At 43.0% G+C, this 25,564-nt stretch carries 22 protein-coding genes, 2 tRNA genes and 1 riboswitch; of the genes, 23 read left to right on the top strand and 1 reads right to left on the bottom strand.

The window, feature by feature from the left end; all coding sequences use genetic code 11:
* Positions 1 to 484: 484 nt before the first annotated feature.
* From ACIGG7_RS07435 to ACIGG7_RS07420, 4 genes are all read left to right on the top strand, one after another.
* Entirely contained in the window at positions 485 to 1,954 is a 1,470-nt protein-coding gene (locus ACIGG7_RS07435) for a hypothetical protein (RefSeq protein WP_397549291.1), read from the top strand.
* Complete coding sequence (gene uvrC / locus ACIGG7_RS07430; protein WP_397549669.1) at positions 1,954 to 3,723, top strand: excinuclease ABC subunit UvrC; 1,770 nt, start codon at positions 1,954 to 1,956, stop codon at positions 3,721 to 3,723. Before ACIGG7_RS07435 ends, uvrC begins: the two co-directional genes overlap by 1 nt.
* Positions 3,724 to 3,879, top strand: coding sequence for a hypothetical protein (locus ACIGG7_RS07425; protein ID WP_224939942.1), 156 nt, complete (start codon positions 3,724 to 3,726; stop codon positions 3,877 to 3,879). It begins immediately after the preceding gene.
* Positions 3,880 to 4,078: 199 nt separating this feature from the next.
* Positions 4,079 to 4,257: riboswitch (Lysine riboswitch) on the top strand.
* Positions 4,258 to 4,449: 192 nt separating this feature from the next.
* Positions 4,450 to 5,688: an aspartate kinase gene (locus ACIGG7_RS07420; protein ID WP_397549290.1), complete on the top strand. Its 1,239-nt coding sequence runs from the start codon at positions 4,450 to 4,452 to the stop codon at positions 5,686 to 5,688.
* Between the two features lie 64 nt (positions 5,689 to 5,752).
* Here the strand turns inward: ACIGG7_RS07420 and ACIGG7_RS07415 are convergent, their stop codons facing one another.
* Positions 5,753 to 6,133 (bottom strand): YslB family protein, encoded by a 381-nt coding sequence (locus tag ACIGG7_RS07415; RefSeq protein WP_397549668.1) that lies wholly within the window; start codon positions 6,131 to 6,133, stop codon positions 5,753 to 5,755.
* A gap of 408 nt (positions 6,134 to 6,541) precedes the next feature.
* On the opposite strand from ACIGG7_RS07415, the gene ACIGG7_RS07410 reads away from it, so the two are divergent.
* The 19 genes from ACIGG7_RS07410 to lonB all read left to right on the top strand — a co-directional run bounded on the left by ACIGG7_RS07410 (position 6,542) and on the right by lonB (position 25,412).
* Complete coding sequence (locus ACIGG7_RS07410; RefSeq protein WP_098439694.1) at positions 6,542 to 7,150, top strand: succinate dehydrogenase cytochrome b558 subunit; 609 nt, start codon at positions 6,542 to 6,544, stop codon at positions 7,148 to 7,150.
* 72 nt (positions 7,151 to 7,222) lie between these two features.
* Positions 7,223 to 8,986, top strand: a complete 1,764-nt coding sequence (gene sdhA / locus ACIGG7_RS07405; protein WP_224939945.1) for a succinate dehydrogenase flavoprotein subunit — start codon at positions 7,223 to 7,225, stop codon at positions 8,984 to 8,986.
* Complete coding sequence (gene sdhB / locus ACIGG7_RS07400; RefSeq protein ID WP_060671328.1) at positions 8,986 to 9,753, top strand: succinate dehydrogenase iron-sulfur subunit; 768 nt, start codon at positions 8,986 to 8,988, stop codon at positions 9,751 to 9,753. The genes sdhA and sdhB overlap by 1 nt, the downstream gene beginning before the upstream one ends.
* A gap of 111 nt (positions 9,754 to 9,864) precedes the next feature.
* Positions 9,865 to 11,463 carry a bifunctional metallophosphatase/5'-nucleotidase gene (locus tag ACIGG7_RS07395; RefSeq protein WP_397549289.1) on the top strand — a complete coding sequence of 533 codons (1,599 nt, stop codon included), beginning with the start codon at positions 9,865 to 9,867 and terminating at the stop codon, positions 11,461 to 11,463.
* Between the two features lie 446 nt (positions 11,464 to 11,909).
* The gene (locus tag ACIGG7_RS07390) at positions 11,910 to 12,380 is read left to right on the top strand and encodes an acyl-CoA thioesterase (RefSeq protein ID WP_224939947.1); all 471 of its coding nucleotides are present in this window, start codon (positions 11,910 to 11,912) and stop codon (positions 12,378 to 12,380) included.
* A gap of 144 nt (positions 12,381 to 12,524) precedes the next feature.
* Positions 12,525 to 12,749: a helix-turn-helix domain-containing protein gene (locus ACIGG7_RS07385; RefSeq protein WP_032087424.1), complete on the top strand. Its 225-nt coding sequence runs from the start codon at positions 12,525 to 12,527 to the stop codon at positions 12,747 to 12,749.
* Positions 12,750 to 13,008: 259 nt separating this feature from the next.
* Complete coding sequence (locus ACIGG7_RS07380; RefSeq protein WP_224939948.1) at positions 13,009 to 13,467, top strand: MarR family winged helix-turn-helix transcriptional regulator; 459 nt, start codon at positions 13,009 to 13,011, stop codon at positions 13,465 to 13,467.
* Between the two features lie 9 nt (positions 13,468 to 13,476).
* Positions 13,477 to 14,277: a glutamate racemase gene (gene racE / locus ACIGG7_RS07375; RefSeq protein WP_397549288.1), complete on the top strand. Its 801-nt coding sequence runs from the start codon at positions 13,477 to 13,479 to the stop codon at positions 14,275 to 14,277.
* 447 nt (positions 14,278 to 14,724) lie between these two features.
* A complete protein-coding gene (locus tag ACIGG7_RS07370; protein WP_224939950.1) occupies positions 14,725 to 15,801 on the top strand; it encodes a GerMN domain-containing protein in 1,077 nt (358 codons plus the stop codon).
* 119 nt (positions 15,802 to 15,920) lie between these two features.
* Positions 15,921 to 16,658, top strand: coding sequence for a ribonuclease PH (gene rph / locus ACIGG7_RS07365; protein WP_397549287.1), 738 nt, complete (start codon positions 15,921 to 15,923; stop codon positions 16,656 to 16,658).
* A gap of 15 nt (positions 16,659 to 16,673) precedes the next feature.
* Positions 16,674 to 17,270: an XTP/dITP diphosphatase gene (locus ACIGG7_RS07360; protein ID WP_397549286.1), complete on the top strand. Its 597-nt coding sequence runs from the start codon at positions 16,674 to 16,676 to the stop codon at positions 17,268 to 17,270.
* Positions 17,271 to 17,282: 12 nt separating this feature from the next.
* A complete protein-coding gene (locus ACIGG7_RS07355) occupies positions 17,283 to 17,792 on the top strand; it encodes a metallophosphoesterase (protein WP_224939953.1) in 510 nt (169 codons plus the stop codon).
* A 169-nt stretch (positions 17,793 to 17,961) separates the two neighbouring features.
* Positions 17,962 to 18,038 (top strand) — tRNA-Arg (locus ACIGG7_RS07350).
* Between the two features lie 142 nt (positions 18,039 to 18,180).
* Positions 18,181 to 18,257: transfer RNA gene (locus ACIGG7_RS07345), tRNA-Arg, on the top strand.
* Between the two features lie 108 nt (positions 18,258 to 18,365).
* A complete protein-coding gene (locus ACIGG7_RS07340) occupies positions 18,366 to 19,364 on the top strand; it encodes a tetratricopeptide repeat protein (RefSeq protein ID WP_397549285.1) in 999 nt (332 codons plus the stop codon).
* Between the two features lie 160 nt (positions 19,365 to 19,524).
* Positions 19,525 to 20,811, top strand: coding sequence for a trigger factor (gene tig, locus ACIGG7_RS07335; RefSeq protein WP_397549284.1), 1,287 nt, complete (start codon positions 19,525 to 19,527; stop codon positions 20,809 to 20,811).
* A gap of 573 nt (positions 20,812 to 21,384) precedes the next feature.
* Entirely contained in the window at positions 21,385 to 22,656 is a 1,272-nt protein-coding gene (gene clpX / locus ACIGG7_RS07330) for an ATP-dependent protease ATP-binding subunit ClpX (RefSeq protein WP_113969530.1), read from the top strand.
* A gap of 82 nt (positions 22,657 to 22,738) precedes the next feature.
* On the top strand, positions 22,739 to 23,455 hold the full coding sequence (locus ACIGG7_RS07325) for a Dph6-related ATP pyrophosphatase (RefSeq protein WP_397549283.1): 717 nt from the start codon (positions 22,739 to 22,741) through the stop codon (positions 23,453 to 23,455).
* A gap of 298 nt (positions 23,456 to 23,753) precedes the next feature.
* Positions 23,754 to 25,412: an ATP-dependent protease LonB gene (gene lonB, locus ACIGG7_RS07320; RefSeq protein WP_224939957.1), complete on the top strand. Its 1,659-nt coding sequence runs from the start codon at positions 23,754 to 23,756 to the stop codon at positions 25,410 to 25,412.
* Positions 25,413 to 25,564: the final 152 nt, after the last annotated feature.

Genomic DNA, 25,564 nt, shown 5'->3' with positions numbered 1-25,564 from the left:
TGCTCCGCTTTCCACGGACGTTCGGCCGAGCCTCCTCAGCAAATTTCGCTTCCGGGGTCTCAGCACGCCCGTTTTCCGTAGGAGTCTACGCAGTTCCCCTCTCCCTTTATAGAAGTTTTGGCTGACAGAGCTAAATGATTAAAAAACAAGGAGAGAGAGGATTTCACAAATAACTACATTTGATTACTTCAGTCTTTAAAAATGATTTGGTTTCTAGCGATTCTGACATTTTTTAGTTATAGTAACAAACTTACGCTTGGAAAGTTGATTGGAGCGGAAGGTGCTCGACTCCTGCGGGAAACGCTGGACAGGTGAGACCCCGCAGGGCTTTAGCCCGAGGAGGCTCACCGCCAGCCCCGCGGAAAGCGAGCACCTGGAGCGGAAATCAACCACTACTCGCTCCTTAAAAGTAACAATGTTTACGTAAACAGTCTTACTTGTTTGAATGAAGAATGAATATATATAATGTGTGAGGGTGAAGTTGGTGAGAGAGAAGATGGGGAAGTATGTTAGCCTGGCGAATGGTGTCGGGGCGTTTGCTGTGATAGCTGTTTTTGTTCTGCAGCTCATATGGGTTCCGTCCTTCGCGGCTACGTGGGACATGGTGGATTTCGCACTGGGTGTCCTGCACTTTGATATGTACCAGATGCAGCCCCATTTTCCTGGGTACCCTTATTTCATCCTGGGGGGGAAAGCCCTTCATCTGTTTGTGGATGACCCGGCTCAAGCTTTGACCCTCTTTAATATCTTCCTTTACGGAAGTGCGATCATTCCGCTTTTTCTATTAATAAAAAGAATGACCGGGCCGTCTTATGCAATGATGGCGACGGCGTTTATCTACACAAGCAGCTTTACGATCCTGATGGTGAATCAGCCCATGTCCGAGGGAGCTGCCCTCGGGATGATGTGGTGGTATATATGGAGTCTGGTGTTTGCGACAGAGAAATCCCATAACGCCTACCTCATTCTCCCACTGTTTCTATTCAGTCTCCTTCTTGGAATCAGGTTATCCTACCTGGTCCTTGGGATCGGCATCCTGCTGGTCCTTTATAGAAAATGGAAATCAGGTATGCTGAAGGTCATGGACATGCTCGTGTACATTCTGATTGCGATTCTCTTCCAGCTTCTTTGGGTTTCAGGGATCAGTATATCTGAAGGCGGATATGGGAGCTTTCTCCGCTTGGCGCTATCTTTCACGAATGGACATTTCCAGGAATGGGGTGGTGCGATCGGAGCGTCGGATCTCAGCATGTCGGAGAGGTTTATTAAATTGCTCTTTGTGAACACGATTTGGGTTGGAGGTGCGGGAAGATCGCTTCTCCTCTTCCTCTGTTTGGTTGTGGGTCTCTTAGTGTTCAGGAATTTTCCGGTGGGGAAGTATTATCTGACAAGACTGATGCTGATTCTTCTTGGCAGTTATTTTCTTTGGGCAATATTCGCCCAGAATGTGATGAAGCCCCGTCATGCCCTGCCTTTAATCGGGATGTGTTTGTTTCTGATTGCAGGAACGCTTTTTTCAAGAAGACGGTCCAGTGGGGGAACGCTTTTTCTACTCTTGTTCCTTCTGTTTCAGGTTTTCCATACAAGTAAGCTATTATATATTCATACATCAGAAACTCCTGCAGTCTATCAGATGGCCGATTATTTAGAAGGAGAAGATCGGCCACTTGTCGTTTATACATGGGAAGAGTCAAGAGTGCTCGAATATCTTGCCGTCCCATTTACTCATAAGAAAGTACAAACTTATGAAGTGTTTGCCACTGACTCAGGATATTACCCTGACCGAGATATCTATCTGACGGATAAAGTGGTGGAAGGCTTCAAGGATCAGGGAATCCCGGTGGAAGAATTCATTAAAGTAGAAAAGCATTTCCATTCAAGTGAGCTCACCGACCCGATCTATCATGACCTTACACTATACAAGTGGGAGAAACCTAGGAAGGGGGAAGAATGATGAATCAGAATATCACAAATAAATTAGCGCTGCTTCCTGACCAGCCTGGATGTTATTTAATGAAGGACAGGCAAGGGACGATCATTTATGTGGGAAAAGCGAAAGTGTTGAAGAACCGTGTTCGTTCTTATTTCAAAGGTTCCCATGATGCAAAGACCCAGCGCCTTGTAGGGGAAATCGAAGACTTCGAATACATCATGACGTCATCTGATCTGGAAGCCCTCGTGCTCGAAATGAATCTGATCAAAAAATATGACCCTAAGTATAATGTCATGTTAAAGGATGACAAAAGCTATCCTTTCATAAAATTAACGAATGAACGACACCCAAGGCTCATCACCACCCGTAAAGTCCAAAGGGGTAAGGGGAAATACTTCGGACCATACCCGAACGTGGGAGCCGCAAATGAAACGAAAAAGCTACTCGATCGCCTGTATCCGTTACGAAAGTGTACGACCCTTCCTGACCGTGCCTGTCTTTACTATCATATGGGGCAATGTCTCGCTCCCTGCATTAAAGAAGTGAGCAAAGACACTTACCGTGACATGACGGATGAAATAACCCGCTTCTTGAATGGCGGCTATAAAGATATCAAGAATCAGCTAACGGTGAAAATGAACGAAGCAGCAGAGAACTTGGAATTCGAAAGGGCGAAGGAGTTCCGGGATCAGATCCTGCACATTGAAGCAACGATGGAAAAGCAAAAAATGACGATGACGGATTTCACAGATCGTGATGTGTTCGGATATTCCGTCGATAAAGGCTGGATGTGTGTACAGGTATTCTTTGTGCGTCAAGGAAAGCTTATAGAGAGGGATGTTTCCCTATTCCCCCTATATAATGAACCAGAGGACGAGTTCCTGACGTTCCTAGGTCAGTTCTACTCAAAGTCCAATCATTTTAAGCCGAAGGAAATCTTCCTGCCTGAGGAAATCGATATCGATCTCGCTGAAAAGCTTCTTGAGGTGAAGATGACCCAGCCGAAACGCGGGAAGAAGAAAGATCTCGTAAAGCTTGCCGAGAAAAATGCCAAGCAGGCGCTCGGGGAAAAGTTCGCCCTTATTGAAAGAGATGAAGAAAGGACGATCAAAGCGATCGAACGTCTCGGGGAACACATGGGCATTTATACCCCATTCCGGATCGAAGCGTTTGACAACTCCAATATTCAAGGATCAGATCCTGTATCGGCCATGATCGTATTCGTGGACGGCAAACCTGCGAAGAAAGAATATCGCAAGTATAAGATTAAAACGGTAAAAGGCCCCGATGATTATGATTCCATGAGGGAAGTTGTGCGCAGAAGGTATACAAGGGTGTTGAAAGACGGACTTCCTTTACCGGACCTCATTATCATCGATGGTGGGAAAGGGCAGATCGAAGCTGCGAGAGATGTCATCGAGAATGAACTGGGCCTCGATATCCCAATCGGGGGACTTGCGAAAGATGATAAGCATCAGACGTCTGACTTGCTTTACGGGAACCCGTTACAAATCGTTCCACTAGAGAAACGAAGCCAGGAATTTTACCTCCTTCAACGGATCCAGGACGAAGTCCACCGCTTTGCCATCACCTTCCACCGCCAGCTGAGAGGGAAAAGCGCCTTCCAATCCACCCTTGACGAAATCGACGGCATCGGACCGAAAAGGAAAAAACAACTTCTCAAGCACTTCGGTTCAATGAAAAAGATGAAGGATGCGACAGCGGAAGAATTCATGGAAATTGGAATACCCGAAGCCGTCGCGAAGGTATTGGTGGAGAAGTTGAAGTAAGTGTTGCTTGAAAGTCATATTCTTTTACTTCAAACAGAAAGATTGTTCGGTTTATTTATTTCTTCAGCAGACACTAGTGAACAAGCAGAGTTGATTGGAGCGGAAGGTGCTCGACTCCTGCGGGAAATCCCGAAAAGCGGGGCTGGACAAGTATAGAACTCCCACTACAATAGCCCGAGAAGGCTCACCGCCAGCCCCGCGGAAAGCGAGCACCAAGAGCGCAAATCAACCACTACTTGCTCATTAGAAACGGCTTACCAACCAATAAAAAGGAAATATTGAATCAATTAATCATTGAATCAATATTTCCTCTGTGCTATAATTAACGAAAATTTATAACATTATCACTTTTAAAAGTGGTGATAGAGGTGCGAACTTCAAGAGTACAGGCAAAGAGGAGAATGAGCTCCATTGAGATGTCTGGAAAGGGGAGAATCGCCGAAGTGGCTATAGTCTCATGCTGTATCCGCTGGTTCTACGTTTAAGAAATGTAGGATTGTCAAGATGATTCAATCTTGGAGAGCTATCTCACAATGCCGATGAACCTATTTGTATGTTCTGCTGTATGTTCATAAAGCAATGAGATATTATTCTCATTGCTTTTTTTATTATCAGCGCAGGGTTTGGTCAAACAAATCCTGTTCTATGAACGTTTAGGATGATTGTGATTGTACTCTTCATCATCAAAAAGAGTAGCGAGTATGCGCTCAGAAAGAGGGAGAAGTCGTGAGTATTATTGTTCAAAAATTCGGAGGAACATCTGTAGGATCTGTGGAAAGAATTCAAAATGTTGCGTCAAGGATCATTGAAGAGAAAGAAAGGGGAAACGATGTGGTCGTCGTCGTTTCTGCCATGGGGAAAACGACGGATACACTCGTCGGACTGGCGAGGGAAATTACGTCACAGCCGAGTAAAAGGGAAATGGATATGCTGCTTTCAACCGGAGAGCAGGTGACCATATCCCTCCTGACGATGGCCCTCATCCAATCCGGGCATGATGCCATTTCATTCACCGGCTGGCAGGCAGGTATTGAGACGGAATCTGTTCATAGCAATGCGCGGATTACCAATATTCATACCGAAAAAATGTCGACTCACCTTCAGGAAGGCAGGGTGGTTATCGTAGCTGGATTCCAGGGGATGACTGAGGCAGGAGAGATCACCACACTTGGAAGAGGCGGATCCGATACTACTGCCGTAGCCATAGCGGCCGCCCTCAAGGCTGAACGCTGTGACATTTATACAGATGTGGACGGAGTATACACGACAGATCCACGATATATTCAAGGGGCAAGAAAGTTACCGTCCATTTCCTATGATGAAATGCTTGAACTTGCGAACCTTGGGGCGGGGGTCCTGCATCCAAGAGCAGTGGAGTTTGCCAAGAATTATCAGATACCGTTAGAAGTCAGATCCAGCATTGAAAGAGTGGAAGGAACGTATATTGAGGAGGAAGCAAGCATGGAACAGAACTTAATTGTGAGAGGCGTAGCCTTTGAAAATGAAATTACGCGTGTTACTGTATTTGGACTACAAAACGCTTTAACAGGACTTTCATCCGTATTCACCACGTTAGCAAAAAATCATTTAAATGTAGACATCATCATTCAGACCCAGACGGATCAAAATACAACGAATCTTTCCTTCTCCATCAAAGAGCAGGATCTTGAGGAAACCCTTGCTGTGCTGGAGCAAAATAAAGAGCAGTTGGATTTCACACATATCGAGCATGAAAGCGGGCTGGCGAAAGTATCGATCGTCGGTTCAGGAATGATTTCCAATCCTGGTGTTGCTGCGGAAATGTTTGAAGTACTGGCTCAGCATGACATTGTCGTGAAGATGGTCAGTACCTCTGAGATTAAGGTGTCTACGGTCGTAGACGGGGAAAATATGCAAAAGGCAGCCGGTGTCTTACATACTGCCTTCAATCTTGATGCAGTGAAAATGGAAGAAATCACGCTGTAAAATTATCATAAAAAAGGGTTGCCCTGGACATACAGAGCAACCCTTTATTAGAGATTGAACAGGCCTATTCAATTCGGTCTTTATCGTCCCATCTCACAACCACTTTCACTGATTTGTTTCGTTTATGTAATTCATCAGCAGCTTCTGCCACGCATTTTCTTTGAAGCTGAATTTGTTCGGCAATAAAGCCTGTTTCCAATTTGAAGTTTACATCTGTTTTCATAGACAGACGCCGTTCGATCACTGGTCCGTTTAACTCAAAGGTCATTTCGTTCTTTTTCTGTTCCAGAAGTGTAAGGACACCCCAGCCGGCCTCATTGAAAAAAGAGGATACTTCCTCCGTTGACTGCAGTGGGAATTTCCGGGAGAGTTGTTTTCCACCCCAGTAAAGAATGTCGGGCGTATGTTTCCCTAATATTTCTGGAATCAATATGTCGCGCAGCATTTCATATCCGAAGATTGGAACGGACGGTTCATGCACTTCTTCTTTTTTCTGTTCCAAGTAAATCCCCTCTTTCTATAAAACTATTATATACGTGAAAAGGGGAATTATCATCCCATATGTCGAAAAAAGAACCTTGGGATATTTTGGTGATATAATATTTATTGTCCGTTTATTAGAATTTTCGGACTTTTAATTGGACGAAACCTCGTCTTTTCTGTTATCAATATATTAAAAATATTTTTGCGGTATTGTCGAATTTATGTATACGTTTTCTTGACGCTTCCACTCCTTGGGAGTAAAATGAACATGTCACATTATTGTTACAATATAAAATATGTATCGTCGTCTAATAGGTAATGAATGGCATTAGAAAACGAATTCATATTTTATCATTAAGGGGGGTAAATCATGGCTGGAAATCGAGAATTTAATTATCGCAGGCTTCATTCATTGCTAGGTGTTATTCCAGTTGGATTATTTTTAACACAACATTTAGTCGTGAACCATTTTGCCACTGGTGGGGAAGAATCATTCAACCAAGCGGCACACTTTATGGAAAGTCTTCCTTTCCGTTATTTCCTTGAAATCTTTATCATCTTCCTTCCATTGTATTTCCATGCAATTTACGGAATTTACATTGCATTCACTTCAAAGAATAATGCAAGTAGGTTTGGATATTTCCGTAACTGGATGTTTTTACTTCAACGTGTATCTGGAGTGATCACATTCATTTTCGTAACATGGCATATCTGGGAAACAAGAGTCGCGGCAGCTTTTGGAGCTGAAGTGAACTTTCAAATGATGGAAAACATTTTATCTAATCCATTGATGCTAGGATTTTATGTGCTGGGTGTTCTTTCAACGATTTTCCACTTTGCAAATGGATTATGGTCATTCTGCGTTAGCTGGGGACTTACAGTTACACCACGTTCTCAATTAATTGCTACATATGTTACGATCGGGATTTTTGTTGCGTTATCGATTGTCGGTATGCGTGCAATCTTTGCCTTCGTATAAGCAGAAACGATATACGAGTCTGATAGATTAAGTAAGTGCTCTGAAGTATGGTAGGAAAAGGAGTGAGTCACGATGAGTAAAGGCAAAATCATCGTTGTCGGTGGCGGTTTAGCCGGCCTGATGGCCACAATTAAAGCAGCAGAAAAAGGAACGCAAGTGGATTTATTCTCACTGGTACCCGTTAAGCGTTCCCACTCTGTATGTGCACAAGGTGGTATTAACGGAGCCGTTAATACAAAGGGAGAAGGAGACTCTCCTTGGGAACATTTTGATGATACGGTATACGGTGGGGATTTCTTAGCGAATCAACCGCCTGTTAAGGCAATGACTGAAGCAGCACCAGGGATTATTCATTTACTCGACCGTATGGGAGTTATGTTTAATCGTACACCTGAAGGATTGCTGGATTTCCGTCGTTTCGGTGGAACACAGCACCATAGAACCGCTTTCGCAGGTGCTACGACTGGTCAGCAATTATTATACGCCTTGGACGAGCAGGTACGCCGTCATGAAGTAGCAGGTTTAGTAAGCAAGTTTGAAGGCTGGGAATTCCTTGGAGTCGTCATCGATGACGAAGGAGTCGCACGTGGGATTGTTGCTCAAAACCTTCAAACGATGGAAATCAAATCCTTCGCAGCGGATGCCGTTATTATGGCGTCTGGTGGACCGGGAATTATTTTCGGAAAGTCTACAAACTCTGTCATCAATACAGGTTCAGCTGCTTCGATCGTTTATCAGCAAGGTGCTTATTATGCAAATGGTGAGTTCATTCAAATTCACCCGACAGCCATTCCTGGGGACGATAAGCTTCGCCTCATGAGTGAATCGGCACGTGGAGAAGGTGGACGTGTCTGGACGTATAAAGATGGTAAGCCTTGGTACTTCCTTGAAGAGAAGTATCCTGCATACGGAAACCTTGTTCCCCGTGATATCGCAACACGTGAAATCTTTGATGTGTGCGTAAACCAGAAGCTTGGTATCAACGGTGAAAACATGGTGTACCTGGATCTATCTCATAAAGATTCAAAAGAGCTTGATATCAAGCTTGGTGGAATCATCGAAATTTATGAGAAGTTCATGGGTGATGATCCACGTAAAGTACCAATGAAAATCTTCCCTGCGGTTCACTATTCAATGGGTGGTCTATGGGTCGACTATGATCAAATGACCAATATACCTGGTTTATTCGCAGCTGGTGAGTGTGATTATTCTCAGCACGGTGGAAACCGATTGGGAGCGAACTCATTACTATCTGCTATCTACGGTGGTATGGTTGCCGGACCTAATGCCATTAAATATATTGAGGGTCTTGAGAAAACGGTTGAATCCGTTCCTTCATCCGTATTCGACCGCTATGTAAAACAGGAAGAAGAAAAATGGAACAACATCATGTCCCTGAATGGCACGGAAAATGCGTATGTCATTCATAAAGAGCTTGGTGAATGGATGACGGATAATGTTACGGTTGTACGCCATAACGACAAGCTGAAACAAACGGATGAGAAGATTCAGGAACTGATGGAACGTTACCAAAATATCAATATCAATGATACGGCTAAATGGAGCAACCAAGGAGCGACGTTCACACGTCAATTGTGGAACATGCTGCAGCTTGCCCGTGTTATTACAATCGGTGCATTAAACCGTAATGAGAGCCGTGGAGCTCATTACAAGCCTGACTTCCCTGAACGTAATGATGAAGAATTCCTAAAAACGACGATGGCTAAGTACAATGCTTCAACGAATTCACCGGAATTCCATTACGAGGAAGTGGACACTTCACTAATCGCACCGCGTAAGCGTGACTATTCTAAGAGCAAAGGGGGAAATAAATGATGAGTGAAAATAAAAAAGTCCGTTTTATCATTACTCGTCAAGAAAGCCCGGAAACTGCCCCTTTCCAAGAAGAGTTCGAACTTGATTATCGTCCGAATATGAACGTGATTTCCGCGTTGATGGAAATCCGTCGTAATCCGGTCAATGCAAAAGGGGAACACACGACTCCGATCAACTGGGATATGAACTGTCTGGAAGAGGTATGTGGAGCTTGTTCAATGGTGATCAACGGAAAGCCGAGACAATCGTGTACGGCGTTGGTTGATCAATTAGAACAGCCGATCCGTCTTGAGCCAATGCGTACTTTCCCTGTTGTTCGTGATCTGCAGGTAGACCGCAGTCGCATGTTCGACAGCTTGAAGAAAGTCAAAGCATGGATTCCGATTGATGGAACTTACGATCTTGGTCCGGGACCACGTATGCCTGAGAAGAAACGTCAGTGGGCATATGAACTATCAAAATGTATGACTTGTGGTGTATGTCTGGAAGCATGTCCGAATGTAAACAGCAAATCAGACTTCATCGGGCCTGCCCCATTATCTCAAGTTCGCTTATTCAATGCGCATCCAACGGGTGCCATGAATCAGGATGAGCGTCTTGAATCGATCATGGGCGACGGTGGACTTGCCAACTGTGGGAACTCACAAAACTGTGTGCAATCTTGTCCGAAAGGAATTCCTTTGACGACTTCAATTGCCGCATTGAACAGGGAAACGACATTCCAAATGTTCAAAAACTTCTTCGGAAGCGACCATATGGTTGACTAATCTATATTTCAATAGCACTCTCCTTCGGGGGAGTGCTTTTTTATTTCCTCATAAAACAAGGGTTTTTGATGCATAGTAGACACAAATGAGTTCATTGCAGGAGTGATGAAAGTGAAGAAGAACAGAATGTCATTAGCCATCCTACTTGTCATCATATTGACCACCGTACATCCATTAGTCCCAGAAGAAAAGGCAATAGCGATCGAAAAAGGGGGCTCGCTCCAATTAACGATATTACATACAAATGATGTGCATGCCCATTTAGAAAACACTCCATATCTGCACACGGCCATAAAGGAAGTGCGAGAAAAGGAGAAGGAAATCCTTCTTTTGGATGCTGGGGATGTCTTTTCAGGGACGCTCTTTTTTAATCAATATCTCGGACAAGCGGATGCCGAATTTATGAACAACATAGGGTATGACGCCATGACTCTTGGAAACCATGAATTCGACAAAGGAAGTAAGGTACTGGCAGATTTTATTAAATCACTGTCTTTTCCAGTGGTGAGCAGCAATGTGGATGTGCGTGCTGATCGTTATCTTGCCCCGCTAATGAAGGATCGGATCTCTGACTCTGCGGAAGGTGGCAGTATTTACCCTGCTATCATTCATTCTGTGAAAGGTGTGAAAGTTGGAATCATTGGTCTAACCACAGAGGATACAGTATTTCTTTCAAAACCAAATGAAAAGATTGTGTTCGAGGATGCTGAGAAAAAAGTGAGAAATGAGATAGCTCAACTGCAACAAAAAGGTGTGCATCATATCATATTGTTGTCACACTTAGGTTTATCCCGTGACAAACAATTAGCTCAAGATGTAAAAGGAATTGACATCATCATTGGAGGTCACTCTCATTCTAAATTAACCAGTCCACTTGTATATAACCTGAAATCTGAGCCAACGATCATTGTGCAAGCCAATGAGTACGGAAAGTTTTTAGGGGAGGTGGATGCGGTTTTTTCGAAAGAGGGTGTATTAACAAGTTGGAACGCTGGTTTGATCGATGTATTAGCAAAAGATAAAAAAGGAAATAACATATTCCGTCCTGATCCGTGGGCTCTCGAGCGATTGTCACAATTAAAGGAGCCGATTGAAGAATTAAAGAGCACTTTTATTGGATCTGCAAGCGTACCGTTAAACGGAAACCGTCATGACGTTCGGACAAAAGAAACCAATTTAGGCAATCTCATCACAGATGCCATGCTGGAAAAAGCGAACCGGTACGCCCCAACTCAAGCCGCTTTCCAAAATGGGGGAGGCATCAGAAATTCGATCGAGGCAGGGGACATCACATTGGGAGATGTGCTGGAAGTTCTGCCTTTTGGCAACAGCATTGTTACGCTGGAACTGACAGGAGAAGAAATCCTTCAAGCATTAGAACATAGCGTGGCAAAAGTGGATGAAGAAGCGGGGCAGTTCCTACAGGTATCAGGCATTTCATTTCACTTTAATCCGGAAAGGCCGGCTGGGGAACGGATCATGGACGTGAAGGTGCAAGGAGAAAATCTTGACACTGCGAAGTCATACAGGGTGGCAGTTAACGCATTTCTTGCCGACGGAGGAGATGGTTTTACCATGTTTCGGGAGGCAAAAGAAAGCGGGAGGGTTTCAGAGTTGTACTTAAATCTATACGAGTTGGTGAGTGAATACCTCACTAGCCACTCACCCAATTCCCCTGAAGTGGAAGGTAGAATCGTGGAAGAAGGGTGATAAAAGACAAGAGCCGGTTCTTTTATTTGGCTATTTCAGTTAATATGCCTCCTTCCAATCAAATCATCTTCGAAAGTATGAAGTAGTTTTTGAAAAAATGCTCTTCTCCATATTAACTTTCTATGAACCATCTAGCTCTGTCACCAAAGGCATCTATAGAGGATGAGGGGAACTGCGTAGACTCCTACGGAAAACGGGCGTGCCGAGACCCCGGAAGCGTTTTTTGCTGAGGAGGCCTCGGCCGAACGTCCGTGGAAAGCGAAGTAGTTCCCCTCATCCTCTAGCACACACTCAATGACAGAGCATTTAAGATGATTACCCCTGTAAAAATAACAAAGCAGACTTTTATTTATAAGGTTTCTTATTGTTCTGAAAAAGGGTATAATAAAATGAATCGCCATTCATTTTCATCATTCCATATTCTATTGATAAAAGGAGGAGCCAATTTGAAGCATTTTACATACATTGAAGATATAGAAACATGGCAAAAAGAATTCTCATTTTCTATCCATATAAAGGTCCGGTTTTCTGAGACTGATATGTTTGGCCATATGAACAATACGGTTCCATTCACATACTTTGAAGAAGCCAGGATCGAATATTTAAAACACATTGGATTTATGCAAAACTGGGTGAAGCCTGAACATGATTCGATTCCAGTCGTTGCAGACTTACAGTGTGATTTTGTAAAGCAAGTATTCTTTGACGAAACGTTGAAGATCTTTGTGAAGGCAAATCGTATTGGGCGTTCTTCAGTAGATTTACACTATATGGGACTTAATGAAGAAGGAGAGATTTGCTTTACAGGCAGAGGGACCATGGTGCAAATTTCGAAGCAAACCGGAAAAGGTGTTCCTTGGTCGGAAGAAATGAAGGCGAAGCTTGAGTGCGAAAGGGTCGTCTCGAGCCCGGTGTAGGATGTAAAGAAACGAATGCCTATTTTTCATTTAACTTCCTTCTCTATGTCACTCTAAACCCTACCTTCACATATGATATTCTGACGACCGACAATACCCATCCCCGCGGTTTAAAGCTGGCGAAGGCAAGGAGGGTTACCATAATTGAAGGACAATGATTTTACACACAAACCGTTGCTCACCAAAAGAGAAAAAGAAGTATTCGAACTGTTAGTTCAAGACAAAACAACTAAAGAAATTGCTAGTGATCTATTTATTAGCGAAAAAACAGTTCGAAATCATATTTCCAACGCCATGCAAAAGCTTGGAGTGAAGGGGCGATCTCAAGCTGTTGTAGAGCTTCTTCGCATGGGGGAACTCAAGCTTTAAATGTAAGGGACTGATTCTGATGACGAACAATTAACGGGTTTCTAAACACGATGCCTATTAATGTTTGAATGAGAGTCAGTCTCTTTTAGTTGTGTGCTTTCGAACTTGTCTTGAAATTTCACCTGAAAAAGGCGAAAATGCTAGTAAGGGTAATTTGGACTTACCCCATAATAGATAGAGAAACGAAACAGGAAGGCTGAAGCGTTCCCGTTTTTCATAGGAGTACTTGTTCAGTTTCTGAAGTAAAAGGAGAGAAATCATGACGAAACCTAAAGACCAATCCATTGGAGATTTACAAGTTGTTGCAGATATTGAGAAAGACCTCCGATACATATCATCCATCATCAAACAAAAAGGAAGAGAGATATTAAGCCAATATACCATCACGCCACCTCAGTTCATCGCACTGCAATGGTTATTTGAATATGGGGACATGACGATTGGAGATCTTTCGAATAAAATGTACCTCGCATGCAGTACGACGACAGATCTGGTTGATAGAATGGAGAAAAACCAGTTAGTTGAACGTGTAAAAGATGAAAATGACCGCCGCGTCGTCCGCATTCATATGTTAAAAGAGGGCGAAAGAATTATTGAAGAAGTGATCAAGAAAAGGCAGAATTATCTCCAGAGTGTCTTAACGGATTTCTCGGATCAGGAAGTGCTATTATTAAAAGATAATTTAGCGAAACTTCATCAAGAAATTAAACCAGAGTGAGGGAATAATGTGATTCAACCAATCGGTATCATCGATTCTGGGGTAGGGGGTCTGACCGTCGCGCGGGAAGTGATGCGACAGCTGCCGAAAGAAACCATCTATTATCTTGGCGACACAGCCCGTTGTCCCTACGGACCCAGATCAGCTCAAGAAGTCAAAATGTTTACGTGGGAAATGACTCAATATCTTCTGAAATATGACATCAAAATGCTGATCATTGCCTGCAATACAGCCACAGCGGTGGTCCTTGATGAAATTCAGACTCACTTGGATATTCCCGTGATAGGGGTCATTCACCCTGGAGCGCGTGCAGCGATCAAGCATACTCATAATAAGAGAATCGGTGTCCTTGGAACAGTGGGGACGATCAATAGCGGCGCCTATGTGGACGCCCTTCACTCCCTCCACGGGAGCTTGGACGTCACTTCACTCGCCTGCCCGAAATTTGTTCCTTTAGTGGAAAGTGGAGAGTACGATAGCTCCATGGCTGATGAAATCGTGCGAGAGACCCTGCATTCGATTAAAGATTCCGGCGTAGATACCTTGATCTTAGGTTGTACTCATTATCCGTTGTTACAGCCGAAGATCCAGGAGTATATGGGTCCTGAAGTCAGTGTGATCAGCTCCGGGGACGAAACGGCCCGTGAAGTCAGTACGATTCTTGATTATTACAACCTCCTGTACAGGGGTGTCCAGCAGCCTGAGCACCGCTTCTTTAACACAGGATCCTCTTCCATCTTTTCAACAATTGCCTCCGATTGGCTGACAATCGGGGAAGTAAAAGCAGAAACCATTCGATTGCAAGAGTAGAATCTTGTGATCGGGTGGTTTTTTTGATGATTGGAGGGTGGTTGGAAAAGGAGATATCGACCTTTATTTAAATTTATCGATCGTTATTCTGATTTATAGACCCTCAAATGAATTTATCAACCGTTTTTTCATTTTATCAACCTTGTTTTCATGATATAGACCGTTCTATCAAATTTGAAAAAATCCGGTTTGCTGTTTCAGCTGTCTAATCTGGTCAAGCCTCCTTCGCTTTTGTAACATCCAGCTGCGGCGGCTAGAGGCTCGAGGTCATAAGCCAAGAACACCAAAAAGGCAAAAGGCGCCTTTCCGGTGTTCTTGTCATATGCTTGTCGCCTCTGTCCAAGCCGCCTCCGCTTTTGTTTGTACTATTTTCAAAAAGTTTCGGTCTATTTTTTGGACGGGGCTCGTATATATGTTAGTACAAACTGTCTTTTAGGAGGTTTCCCAATGGCAAAAAAAGCAAAAGTGTCAATAGCGGTAACGGTTTTAGCTTCTTCAGTATATCTTTCAGGTTGTGGGCTGCTCAGTTTCGGCGATGATAAAGAAAAGATTGATCCTCCTCAGGACTTATCCTATTTAAAAGAAGGGGAGAAAGTTGATACAGCTAAAGGAGAGGATTCAGAGAAAAAGGTGAGCAAGGAAGAAGCGGATGCACAAACCGTGATGACAGAATTGTACTTAATCGATAAAAACGGGTATGTCGTTTCCCAGTCCATCCCTTTGCCAGGTCAGGAAAGCGTGGCGAAACAAGCGCTTGAATATCTTGTGAAGAATGGTCCCGTTGAAAATATCCTACCAAACGGATTCAGGGCTGTATTGCCGGCTGATACACAAGTAACGGTGGATATTAAAGATGGAAAAGCAATAGCGGACTTTTCACCGGAATTCAACAATTACCAACCGGAAGATGAGCAGAAGATTCTTCAATCCGTCACGTGGACATTGACACAGTTCGATTCGGTGGAAAAAGTCGAGCTTCGTGTAAACGGATATCCTTTAACGGAGATGCCTGTCAATGGTACACCGATCGATGAAAATGGATTAACGCGAAAAATCGGAATTAACGTGGATACCTCAGGGGTTGTGGATCCAACGAGTACAAAGCCGCTGACGGTTTATTACGTCTCGCAAACCGATGATAAAACGTATTATGTCCCAGTCACAAAACGGGTCAGTTCGAAATCAGTGGATGAAGTCAAAGCAGTGGTGAAAGAGTTGATTGATGGACCAGGATATTCATCATCTCTTGCAAGTGACTTTACCGGGGCGAAGTTATTGGATGATCCGAAGCTTGAGGATGGTACAGTTACTCTAAACTTTAATGAAGCGGTTTTTGGTAGCTTGGAGGAAAAATTGGTTTCTGAGCACATGCTGAATTCCCTCGTCCTTTCATTAACAGAACAAAAAGGGATCAAAGGCGTCTCGGTGTTGGTCAATGGGGAAGCCACCAAAGTGTCTAAAGACGGTGAAACGGTAACCGAGCCCGTGACGAGACCGGAAAATGTCAACGCAATTAGTTTTTAAATACCGATTTTTTGATATACTATTATAGAATCACTTAAAAAGAGGTTGGCAGAATGCCACCTCTTCTATTTTTGATTAGAACTTCTTACATAACATACGAATTTACAGGAGGGAAATAAATGAGAACAGACGGCAGAGAAAAAAATCAATTGCGTCCAATCGAAATTGAAACAGATTATGTCAAACACCCGGAAGGTTCAGTATTAATCACGGTGGGAGAAACGAAAGTCATTTGTAATGCCAGCATCGAAGAAAGAGTGCCTCCATTTATGAGAAACAGTGGGAAAGGATGGATCACGGCAGAGTACTCCATGCTTCCTAGAGCGACAGAAACAAGGAATATCCGTGAATCATCCAAAGGGAAAATATCAGGAAGAACGATGGAAATTCAGCGATTGATCGGACGTGCCCTAAGAGCGGTTGTGGATTTAGATGCACTGGGTGAGCGCACGATCTGGATCGATTGTGATGTCATACAAGCAGATGGCGGAACCAGAACGGCATCGATTACCGGGTCATTCGTTGCCATGGCACTGGCCCTTGCGAAGCTGCAGGATAATAAAAAGATTTCATCCTTCCCATTGAAGAGCTTTCTGGCAGCGACAAGTGTCGGTATTGTAGAAGAGCACGGGGCGGTCCTTGATCTGAATTATATTGAAGATAGCAGTGCATTGGTGGATATGAACATCATCATGACGGGCGAAGGTGAATTTGTCGAGCTTCAGGGAACCGGTGAAGAAGCGACTTTTACAATGGACCAATTACAGGAATTATTGAAGCTTGGGCAAGAAGGAATTCATGAACTATTCCAAATCCAGAAGCAAGCATTAGGAGAAATAGTAAATAGATTTCAATAAAGGGATGAGAGATCGATGACTAAACGAGTGATCATAGCGACGAAGAACAAGGGTAAAGCAAAAGAATTTCAACATATGTTTGCACCATACGGATATGAGGTACAAACATTACTAGACCTTCCGCATATTGAGGACGTGGAGGAGACCGGCGTTACGTTCGAGGAAAATGCGGTATTAAAGGCAGAAACCGTAGCAGCGGAATTAGGAGCATTGGTGATAGCGGATGACTCAGGCCTCTCCATCGATGCGCTTGAAGGGCGTCCCGGCGTCTATTCTGCACGTTATGCAGGTGAAGAAAAAAGCGATGATGCGAATATGGAAAAGGTTCTAGGAGAACTTGAAGCTGTTGAAGATTCCGATCGCACGGCCCGTTTTTACTGTGTACTGGCCATTGCAGGGCCTGAAATGGAAACGAAGACAGTCACTGGGACTTGCGAAGGGATGATTTTACGCGATAAGAGAGGAACGAATGGTTTCGGTTATGATCCGATCTTCTTCGTGCCTTCCCTACAGAAAACCATGGCCGAATTAACACAAGAAGAGAAGAGCGGAATCAGTCATCGCGGCCATGCATTAAAAAAGCTAGGAAATATGATTTCAGACTTAGTTTAAAGGGTGAGCTGAATGAAACTATTAGTAGTGAGTGATAGTCATGGATCCAAAGAAGAGTTGGTGGATCTTTCGAAGAAATATCAGTCGGATGTCGATGCCATGATTCACTGTGGTGACTCCGAATTGAGTGCAGATGACCCTGCCTTATCATCTTACCTTATCGTTCGGGGAAACTGTGACATGGATGCACGATTACCGGATGATCTGGTAGAGGATGTCGATGGTCACTCCATCATGGTGACCCACGGTCATCTCTATGGGATCAAAATGTCATTGATGAAGCTCCGTTACAGGGCAGAAGAGGTCGGGGCAAAGTTTGTGTTCTTTGGACATTCGCATACACTCGGGGCAGAATTGAATAATGGCATACTATTCTTAAACCCAGGTAGTATTTTGTTGCCACGGGGAAGAAGTGAACGAACCTATGCATTGGTGAATGCCGAGGAACAAGAAATAAACGTAACATTTCTCACTCATGATCACGTGGTGCTGGATGAATTGACGCAAACATTCCAACTATAAAACAAGGAATGAGGACCCGTATAATACGGGTTCTCTTCAATTGTTGAAGATTGAGAAATGAGAAATGAAAAATAAAATTAATCTTTTTTAAATAACCTGTTGACTTATTGATGCTATGTGAATATAATAAATATTGTCCTTGATAAACAAATCAAGAAAAACAAAACAAGTCCCAGTAGCTCAGCAGGATAGAGCAACGGCCTTCTAAGCCGTCGGTCGGGAGTTCGAATCTCTCCTGGGACGCCATACTCATTACATAAATACCTTGATTTCAGGGTTTTGACCAACAAGGGATACTGACACAGTAAACTGTGAGGGTATCCCTTTTTTTATCCGATGCTTGGTTCGATAACTTATATTCTATGAGTTATCATATTATACCGAATATGTCCCAGTAGCTCAGCAGGATAGAGCAACAGTTTCCTAAACTGTAGGTCGGGAGTTCGAATCTCTTCTGGGACGCCATCAATCCTACATACCAAAGCTTACCTTGCAGAAGGTAAGCTTTTTTTGTTATCCAATAGATATCGTGCTAAACTTAAGGCAACTAAACAGTATAGGCAGGTACGTTTTATGAATAAGGGAAACCAAGAAGGAAAAGGAAAGATTGTACATTTTCCAGGATTGAAGGATCGGCTGCTGGAAAAAGGGGTGCTGGCACTGGAACAGGGTGAGGTCCATGAAGCGTCGGAACTCCTCGCACAAGCCTATGAATTTGACCCGGATAACCCGGATATCAATACAGCACTTGTATTATCCCTCTATGAAAGCAAGCAATATGACGAAGCGGGATCCATATGTAAAGAGATGCTCCTTGAAGGGATCGGTGACTACTTCGAGGTTGTTGATATGTATTTAATGATTCTCATTCAGCTTCATCAGCATAAGGAAGTGATCGATACGATCAATGCCCTTTTTGATGAAAAAGAAGTTCCGATTGAAAAGGAAGAACATTTCAGGAAGCTTCTTCAATTCAGTGAAAAGGTCGTGAGTGGGAAAGCGACGATCCCTGAAAAAGAAGAGCCGGAAGAGGAACAAATCCTGGCTGGAAAGAGCCTGGAGGAGCAGACGCTGATCGTGGCACAGCTCGTTCATCGGAATATTCAACCGTTTCGACGGGAGTTGGTAAGGGTATTAAGGGACCCGGATGCCCATCCGTTTTTACAAACGATGATCTTAAATGTTTTAAGAGAGCACGGAATGGATAAACAAGTAGTCGTGGTGAAGTTTGATAAGGAAGAGAAGGTATATCCATCAGGATTGACCGATGTATTCGAATCTGGGTTCTTCAAAGGTGTTACAGACTCTCTGGATGACCTCCTGGCGCAAACGAACCCTACTCTATTTCAGCATGCGTTGGAACTGGTGAAGCGGCATGCCTTCCTTCTCTACCCTTTTACGCTTGAAGGGGATCCGGAAGAAATCGCCTCGGTTTATGCCTACTACACAGCGGGGATGTTTGCCGATTCGATCCTTGAGGAAGAGTTGGAAGAGCAAGTTGAAAATGCACAATCCAAAGGGATTTTGGCCAAAGTAGAGGAACTAGAGGAAATTTCCTCTCCCAATATTTAAACGCTCTCTGTTGAAAGACAGTGGCTGTATGTTATAATGTAATGGTTGTAATGTAAAAGTTTTTCATATATTTACGATGATAGTGCTAGATTCACACGGGACTATCTACTACTATGCGTAAAAAATTTAAGATCAATCATAGATTGTTGGAGGGAACAGTATGTCTGCAAAATGGGAAAAGCAAGAAGGAAATCAAGGAGTTCTTACAATTGAAGTAGAAGCTGCGAAAGTAAACGAAGGTTTAGACGCGGCATTCAAAAAAGTTGTAAAACAAGTTAACGTACCAGGATTCCGTAAAGGGAAAATGCCTCGCGGTATGTTCGAAAAACGTTTTGGAGTAGAATCACTTTACCAAGACGCATTAGATTTCATCCTGCCTGAAGCATATGCGAAAGCAATCGAAGAAACTGGAATCGATCCAATCGACCGTCCGGAAATCGATGTTGAGCAAATGGAAAAAGGCAAAGATTTAATCTTCACTGCGAAAGTACAAGTGAAACCAGAAGTGAAACTTGGCGAATACAAAGGTCTTGAAGTAGAAAAAATGGAAACGGAAGTAACAGCTGAAGACGTTGAAGCTGAACTTACTTCACTTCAAGAAAAACAAGCTGAGCTTGCGGTTAAAGAAGAAGGAAAAGCTGAAGAAGGCGATACTGTAACAATGGATTTCGAAGGATTCGTTGACGGTGAAGCATTCGAAGGCGGACAAGCTGAGAACTATTCACTTGAATTAGGTTCTGGTCAGTTCATCCCAGGCTTCGAAGAGCAATTAGTGGGTGTAGCATCAGGAGAAGAGAAAGAAGTAGAAGTAAACTTCCCTGAAGAATACCATGCAGCTGAACTTGCTGGAAAACCAGCTACTTTCAAAGTGAAAGTTCACGAAATCAAAGCGAAAGAACTTCCAGCACTTGATGATGAGTTCGCGAAAGACGCTGACGAAGAAGTTGAAACGCTTGCTGAACTGAAAGAAAAAATCGAAAAACGTCTTCAAGAGTCTAAAAAGAATGAAGCTGAAACAGCTGTTCGTGAAACTCTTGTAAATAAAGCTTCTGACAATGCTGAAGTTGAAATTCCAGAAGTAATGGTAACAGCTGAAGTAGACCGCATGATGCAGGAATTCGGTCAACGTCTTCAAATGCAAGGTATGAACCTTGACCTATACTTCCAATTCTCTGGTCAAACAGAAGAAGATCTTCGCGGTCAAATGACAGAAGATGCCGGCAAACGCGTTCGCACTAACCTGACACTTGAAGCTATCGCAGCAGCAGAAAACCTTGAAGTGACAGACGCAGAAGCAGAAGAAGAAGTAAACAAAATGGCTGAACAATACAACATGTCTGCTGACAACATCAAACAAGCACTAGGTGGTCTAGACACACTTAAAGCTGACCTTAAAGTTCGTAAAGCAGTAGAATTCCTTGTAGAAAACAGCAAAACTGTAGCATAATAAAAATAGCAAACAAGGCGCGAATCTTCGTGCCTTGTTTTGTACAATGAAGCATAGAAACTTCATGATTTTGACTCATTCGTGTGAAACGAATGTTTCACACGCTTTTCAGCTATGCTGAAAAGTAGCCACCATCATTACTATGCTAAGCTTGATTTGGTAATTTTTTACCCTGGCGCTCAAATTTTCTACAACCGTTTTTTATAGAAAAAAGGACCAAAATATTGTACTCTATAGAATAAGAAACTTTTATCGCCCCAATAAGAATAAGAACCACTATTTTTGGAAAAAGCTTATGAAACGGGGTTGCATTACTTTCACCAGGAACATACATAATCAGATTCCTTACATTACCTGACTTCAATTGGACAAGCTAGACATTAGCAATGTAAAATATTTGCTAAAATGCGTATTACATAATAAGATGATTCTTAAGAATCGTATCCATTTCTTTACGAACATATAATATGATAAAATGCAGTACATAACTTTAGGTAATAGGGATGCAAGGAATCGTTCGTTTGATGAAACAAAGCACGATTTTATGAAGTTTTAACGAAGGGGTGAAAATCATTGTTTAAATTTAATGATGAAAAAGGGCAATTAAAATGTTCTTTTTGCGGAAAAACACAAGACCAAGTTCGTAAACTAGTCGCTGGACCAGGTGTGTATATTTGTGATGAGTGTATCGAGCTTTGCACGGAAATCGTAGAAGAAGAGCTTGGTACAGAAGAAGAAGTAGAATTCAAAGACGTACCAAAACCACGTGAAATCCGTGAAATCCTGGACGAATATGTCATCGGTCAGGACCAAGCGAAGAAATCACTCGCTGTAGCGGTTTACAACCACTACAAGCGTATCAACTCCAGCAGCAAAGTGGATGACGTCGAACTGTCAAAGAGTAATATTGCCATGATTGGACCGACTGGTAGCGGTAAAACCTTACTTGCCCAAACATTGGCTCGTATTCTTAACGTTCCTTTCGCCATCGCTGACGCCACTTCACTAACTGAAGCCGGTTATGTTGGGGAAGACGTAGAAAATATCCTATTGAAATTGATCCAGGCAGCTGACTACGATGTAGAAAAAGCTGAAAAAGGAATCATCTACATCGATGAAATCGATAAAGTGGCAAGAAAATCTGAAAATCCGTCTATCACAAGAGATGTTTCAGGTGAAGGGGTGCAACAAGCCCTATTGAAGATTCTTGAAGGTACGGTAGCAAGCGTTCCACCACAGGGCGGACGTAAACACCCTCATCAGGAGTTCATTCAAATCGATACGTCCAATGTACTATTCATCTGTGGTGGGGCATTTGACGGCATCGAGCAAATCATCAAACGCCGTTTAGGTCAGAAGGTCATCGGCTTCGGTTCTGATCCTAAAAATGCTGAAGTAAAAGAAGATAAATCCCTTCTTTCTAAAGTTGTACCTGAAGACCTGTTGAAATTTGGTTTGATTCCTGAATTCATCGGTCGTTTACCAGTCATTTCAAGCCTAGAGCCTCTAGATGAAGAAGCGCTGGTTGAAATCCTGACAAAACCTAAAAATGCATTGGTAAAACAATACCAAAAAATGCTTGAATTAGATGATGTCGAACTGGAATTCACAGAAGATGCACTGCTTGAAATCTCTAAAAAAGCCATCGAGCGTAAAACAGGAGCACGTGGATTACGTTCTATCATCGAAACGATGATGTTGGATGTCATGTTTGATCTTCCTTCCCGTGATGATATTAAAAAATGTATCATTACGAAAGAAACGATCCTTGAAGATGCAGCTCCTCACCTCATGCTTGAGGATGGAACGATGATCGATCCAAATGAGGAAAAGACATCAGCTTAATACCTTAACGTAAAGCCAAGAATGATCCTTCATTCTTGGCTTTTTTTACGGATGAAGATGAAATAGATAGGAGATGGAAGAATTGGATCGGAAGAAAACAAAGGTGGCCATTAGCTGGAGTGGGGGGAAAGATGGTTGTCTCGCTTTGTACCGTACCTTAAAAGAAGAAAAAGAAGTAGAGTGCCTTGTCTCCATGGTCTCTGAAAAATATGAACGAAATCATGCACACGGTCTGCGATTGGACATCTTGAAGCAGCAAGCAGAAGCATTGAATATTCCTCTTGTACTGGTGAATTCCGGAGAAGATTATGAACAAGCACTGATTCAAGCATTATATGATATAAAGCAGGATAGAGGTGTGGACGAAATCGTCTTTGGAAGCTTATATGCTGAAGAGGATAGAAAGTGGAACGAAGAAGTAGCTATGAAAGCGGGACTGACATCCTCGTTTCCTGTATGGATTTCAGAGAATGAAAGCAGTCTATTACTAAAAGAATTCATAACACTAGGCTTTTCTGCAGTCGTATGCAGGGCTTCTGACAAAGTATTCGATCCATCTTGGGCTGGCAGGATGCTTGATCGGGATTTCTTTGAAGATATACACAACAAAAAAGACTGTTGTGTCATGGGAGAAGCAGGAGAATACCATACATTTGTCCTGGACGGACCAATCTTTTCTAAAACAATTCAGCTTGAAAAATCTGGAGTGGTATTGAATTCCGGACTCTGGTCACTGGACATTGAGGATTGCCAATTATTAGAGAAAAAAAGCGAAATGGAGGGCATAAACCAACTTTAGAGATAGTCGAATTTAACATAAAAATGTAAGGGAAAAAGAAATTTAAAATAATAACTTTTAATACACAAAAGATGAAGATCAAGATGTTGATTGGAACGGAAGGTGCTCAACTCACGCCCCGCGGAAAGCGAGCACCTGAAGCGGACATCAACCAGCACACGCTAGGTATGAAATTGAAGTTCTATACATTCTTTTTACCCCTTCTTGAACCATCCATTCACCGAACTTTTTTGTTTATTCCCACAAGGTCAAGGAGATACTAACCGATAACAACTTGTATCTACTTGGAGGGAGACGAATGAGCTTTACTAGCATCGCTTTATTCATCCAATTATTCTTCGGAATTATCATTGGATTGTATTTCTGGAACCTGTTAAAGAACCAGCGAACTCAAAAAGTTTCCATTGACCGTGAATCAAAAAAAGAGATGGAAGAACTCCGAAAGATGAGATCCATTTCATTAACCGAACCCTTAGCTGAAAAAGTAAGACCATCAACCTTTGAAGATATTGTCGGTCAAGAAGATGGGATAAAAGCATTGAAAGCGGCACTATGCAGTCCCAATCCTCAGCACGTCATCATCTATGGACCTCCTGGTGTCGGAAAAACGGCAGCAGCCCGATTGGTCCTAGAAGAAGCCAAGAAAAATATGAAATCCCCGTTTAAACCTTCTGCTGTTTTTGTTGAGTTGGATGCCACGACCGCAAGATTCGATGAACGTGGAATTGCCGATCCGTTGATTGGTTCCGTCCATGATCCTATTTATCAGGGAGCGGGAGCCATGGGACAGGCCGGGATTCCACAGCCAAAACAAGGGGCCGTGACAAATGCTCATGGTGGCGTATTATTCATTGACGAAATCGGAGAGTTACATCCTATTCAATTGAATAAGCTCTTAAAAGTGTTAGAAGATCGCAGAGTGTTCCTTGAGAGCGCCTATTACAATGAAGAAAATCACCAAATCCCGACTCATATTCATGATATTTTCAAGAATGGCCTTCCCGCTGATTTCCGTTTAATTGGTGCAACGACACGTACACCAAGTGAACTCCCTCCTGCCATCCGTTCAAGGTGCATGGAAGTTTTCTTCAGGGAGCTAGAGCACGATGAAGTGAAAAAAGTTGCGGCAGGGGCCGTGGATAAAGTTGGGATGACTATCAGTGAAAAAGGTCTCGACACCCTTGCGTCTTATGCACGAAATGGGCGTGAAGCCGTTAATATGGTGCAAATCGCGGCTGGAGTCGCCATTACAGAAAATAGAAAAGAAATCTATGATCATGAGCTTGAGTGGATCATACAATCCAGCCAGCTGTCCCCCCGTTATCAGAAAAAAATCAACGAAGAAGCAACGATTGGTCTGGTCAATGGTTTAGCCGTTACAGGACCAAACACCGGATCACTGCTTGAAATCGAAGTGAACGTCATTCCTTCAAGTGATAAAGGGACCATTAATGTAACGGGTATAGTAGAAGAAGAAAGCATCGGTGATCGAAGCAAATCAATCAGGCGTAAGAGTATGGCGAAAGGATCGATTGAAAATGTCATAACAGTCCTTCGCTCCATGGGTGTTCCTGCCGATCAATATGATATTCATGTGAACTTCCCGGGTGGTGTGCCGGTTGACGGACCTTCCGCTGGGATCGCCATGGCACTTGGCATCTATTCGGCCATTTACCGAATCCCTATCAAACACACCATTGCTGTAACAGGTGAAATCAGTATTCATGGATCCGTTAAACCTGTCGGCGGGGTATTCCCAAAGGTGAAGGGTGCAAAATTAGCAGGCGCGACCATGGCCATCATCCCTTACGACAATCAACAAGCCATGTTAAGTGAAATAGAAGGAATTGAAGTGGTTCCTGTCAAACAACTAAAGGAAGTGCTTGATCTGGCCCTGATGAAGGACCACTTACCGCAAACCGATCTTGTTCCAGAACAAAATAAGAAAAGTGTATAGACTGTTGACCGATTCGGGTCTATCCGAATCGGTTTGTTTTTGAATCGGGTGGTAACAGGAATATGCGCTGGTCCATCCGAATAAAGTTGTAAATACCTATTTAATAGACACTACCTAGTAAATAAGTTAGAATTGTACAAAGACTAGAAGAG

It is taken from the genome of Rossellomorea sp. NPDC077527, assembly GCF_044542955.1.
Classification (GTDB): Bacteria; Bacillota; Bacilli; order Bacillales; family Bacillaceae_B; genus Rossellomorea; species Rossellomorea aquimaris_E.
Note: the sequence above shows the minus strand (reverse complement) of the source record. Positions and strands in the feature narration are given on the sequence as shown.

What these genes read in the sequence shown, in the direction of transcription:
- uvrC (WP_397549669.1), top strand. Translation starts at nt 1,954, where the DNA reads ATGAATCAGAATATCACAAATAAATTAGCGCTGCTTCCTGACCAGCCT.
- ACIGG7_RS07415 (WP_397549668.1), bottom strand. Translation starts at nt 6,133, where the DNA reads ATGCTGCGCGACATATTGATTCCAGAAATATTAGGGAAACATACGCCC.
- ACIGG7_RS07410 (WP_098439694.1), top strand. Translation starts at nt 6,542, where the DNA reads ATGGCTGGAAATCGAGAATTTAATTATCGCAGGCTTCATTCATTGCTA.
- sdhA (WP_224939945.1), top strand. Translation starts at nt 7,223, where the DNA reads ATGAGTAAAGGCAAAATCATCGTTGTCGGTGGCGGTTTAGCCGGCCTG.
- sdhB (WP_060671328.1), top strand. Translation starts at nt 8,986, where the DNA reads ATGAGTGAAAATAAAAAAGTCCGTTTTATCATTACTCGTCAAGAAAGC.
- ACIGG7_RS07380 (WP_224939948.1), top strand. Translation starts at nt 13,009, where the DNA reads ATGACGAAACCTAAAGACCAATCCATTGGAGATTTACAAGTTGTTGCA.
- ACIGG7_RS07370 (WP_224939950.1), top strand. Translation starts at nt 14,725, where the DNA reads ATGGCAAAAAAAGCAAAAGTGTCAATAGCGGTAACGGTTTTAGCTTCT.
- rph (WP_397549287.1), top strand. Translation starts at nt 15,921, where the DNA reads ATGAGAACAGACGGCAGAGAAAAAAATCAATTGCGTCCAATCGAAATT.
- ACIGG7_RS07360 (WP_397549286.1), top strand. Translation starts at nt 16,674, where the DNA reads ATGACTAAACGAGTGATCATAGCGACGAAGAACAAGGGTAAAGCAAAA.
- ACIGG7_RS07355 (WP_224939953.1), top strand. Translation starts at nt 17,283, where the DNA reads ATGAAACTATTAGTAGTGAGTGATAGTCATGGATCCAAAGAAGAGTTG.
- ACIGG7_RS07340 (WP_397549285.1), top strand. Translation starts at nt 18,366, where the DNA reads ATGAATAAGGGAAACCAAGAAGGAAAAGGAAAGATTGTACATTTTCCA.
- tig (WP_397549284.1), top strand. Translation starts at nt 19,525, where the DNA reads ATGTCTGCAAAATGGGAAAAGCAAGAAGGAAATCAAGGAGTTCTTACA.
- lonB (WP_224939957.1), top strand. Translation starts at nt 23,754, where the DNA reads ATGAGCTTTACTAGCATCGCTTTATTCATCCAATTATTCTTCGGAATT.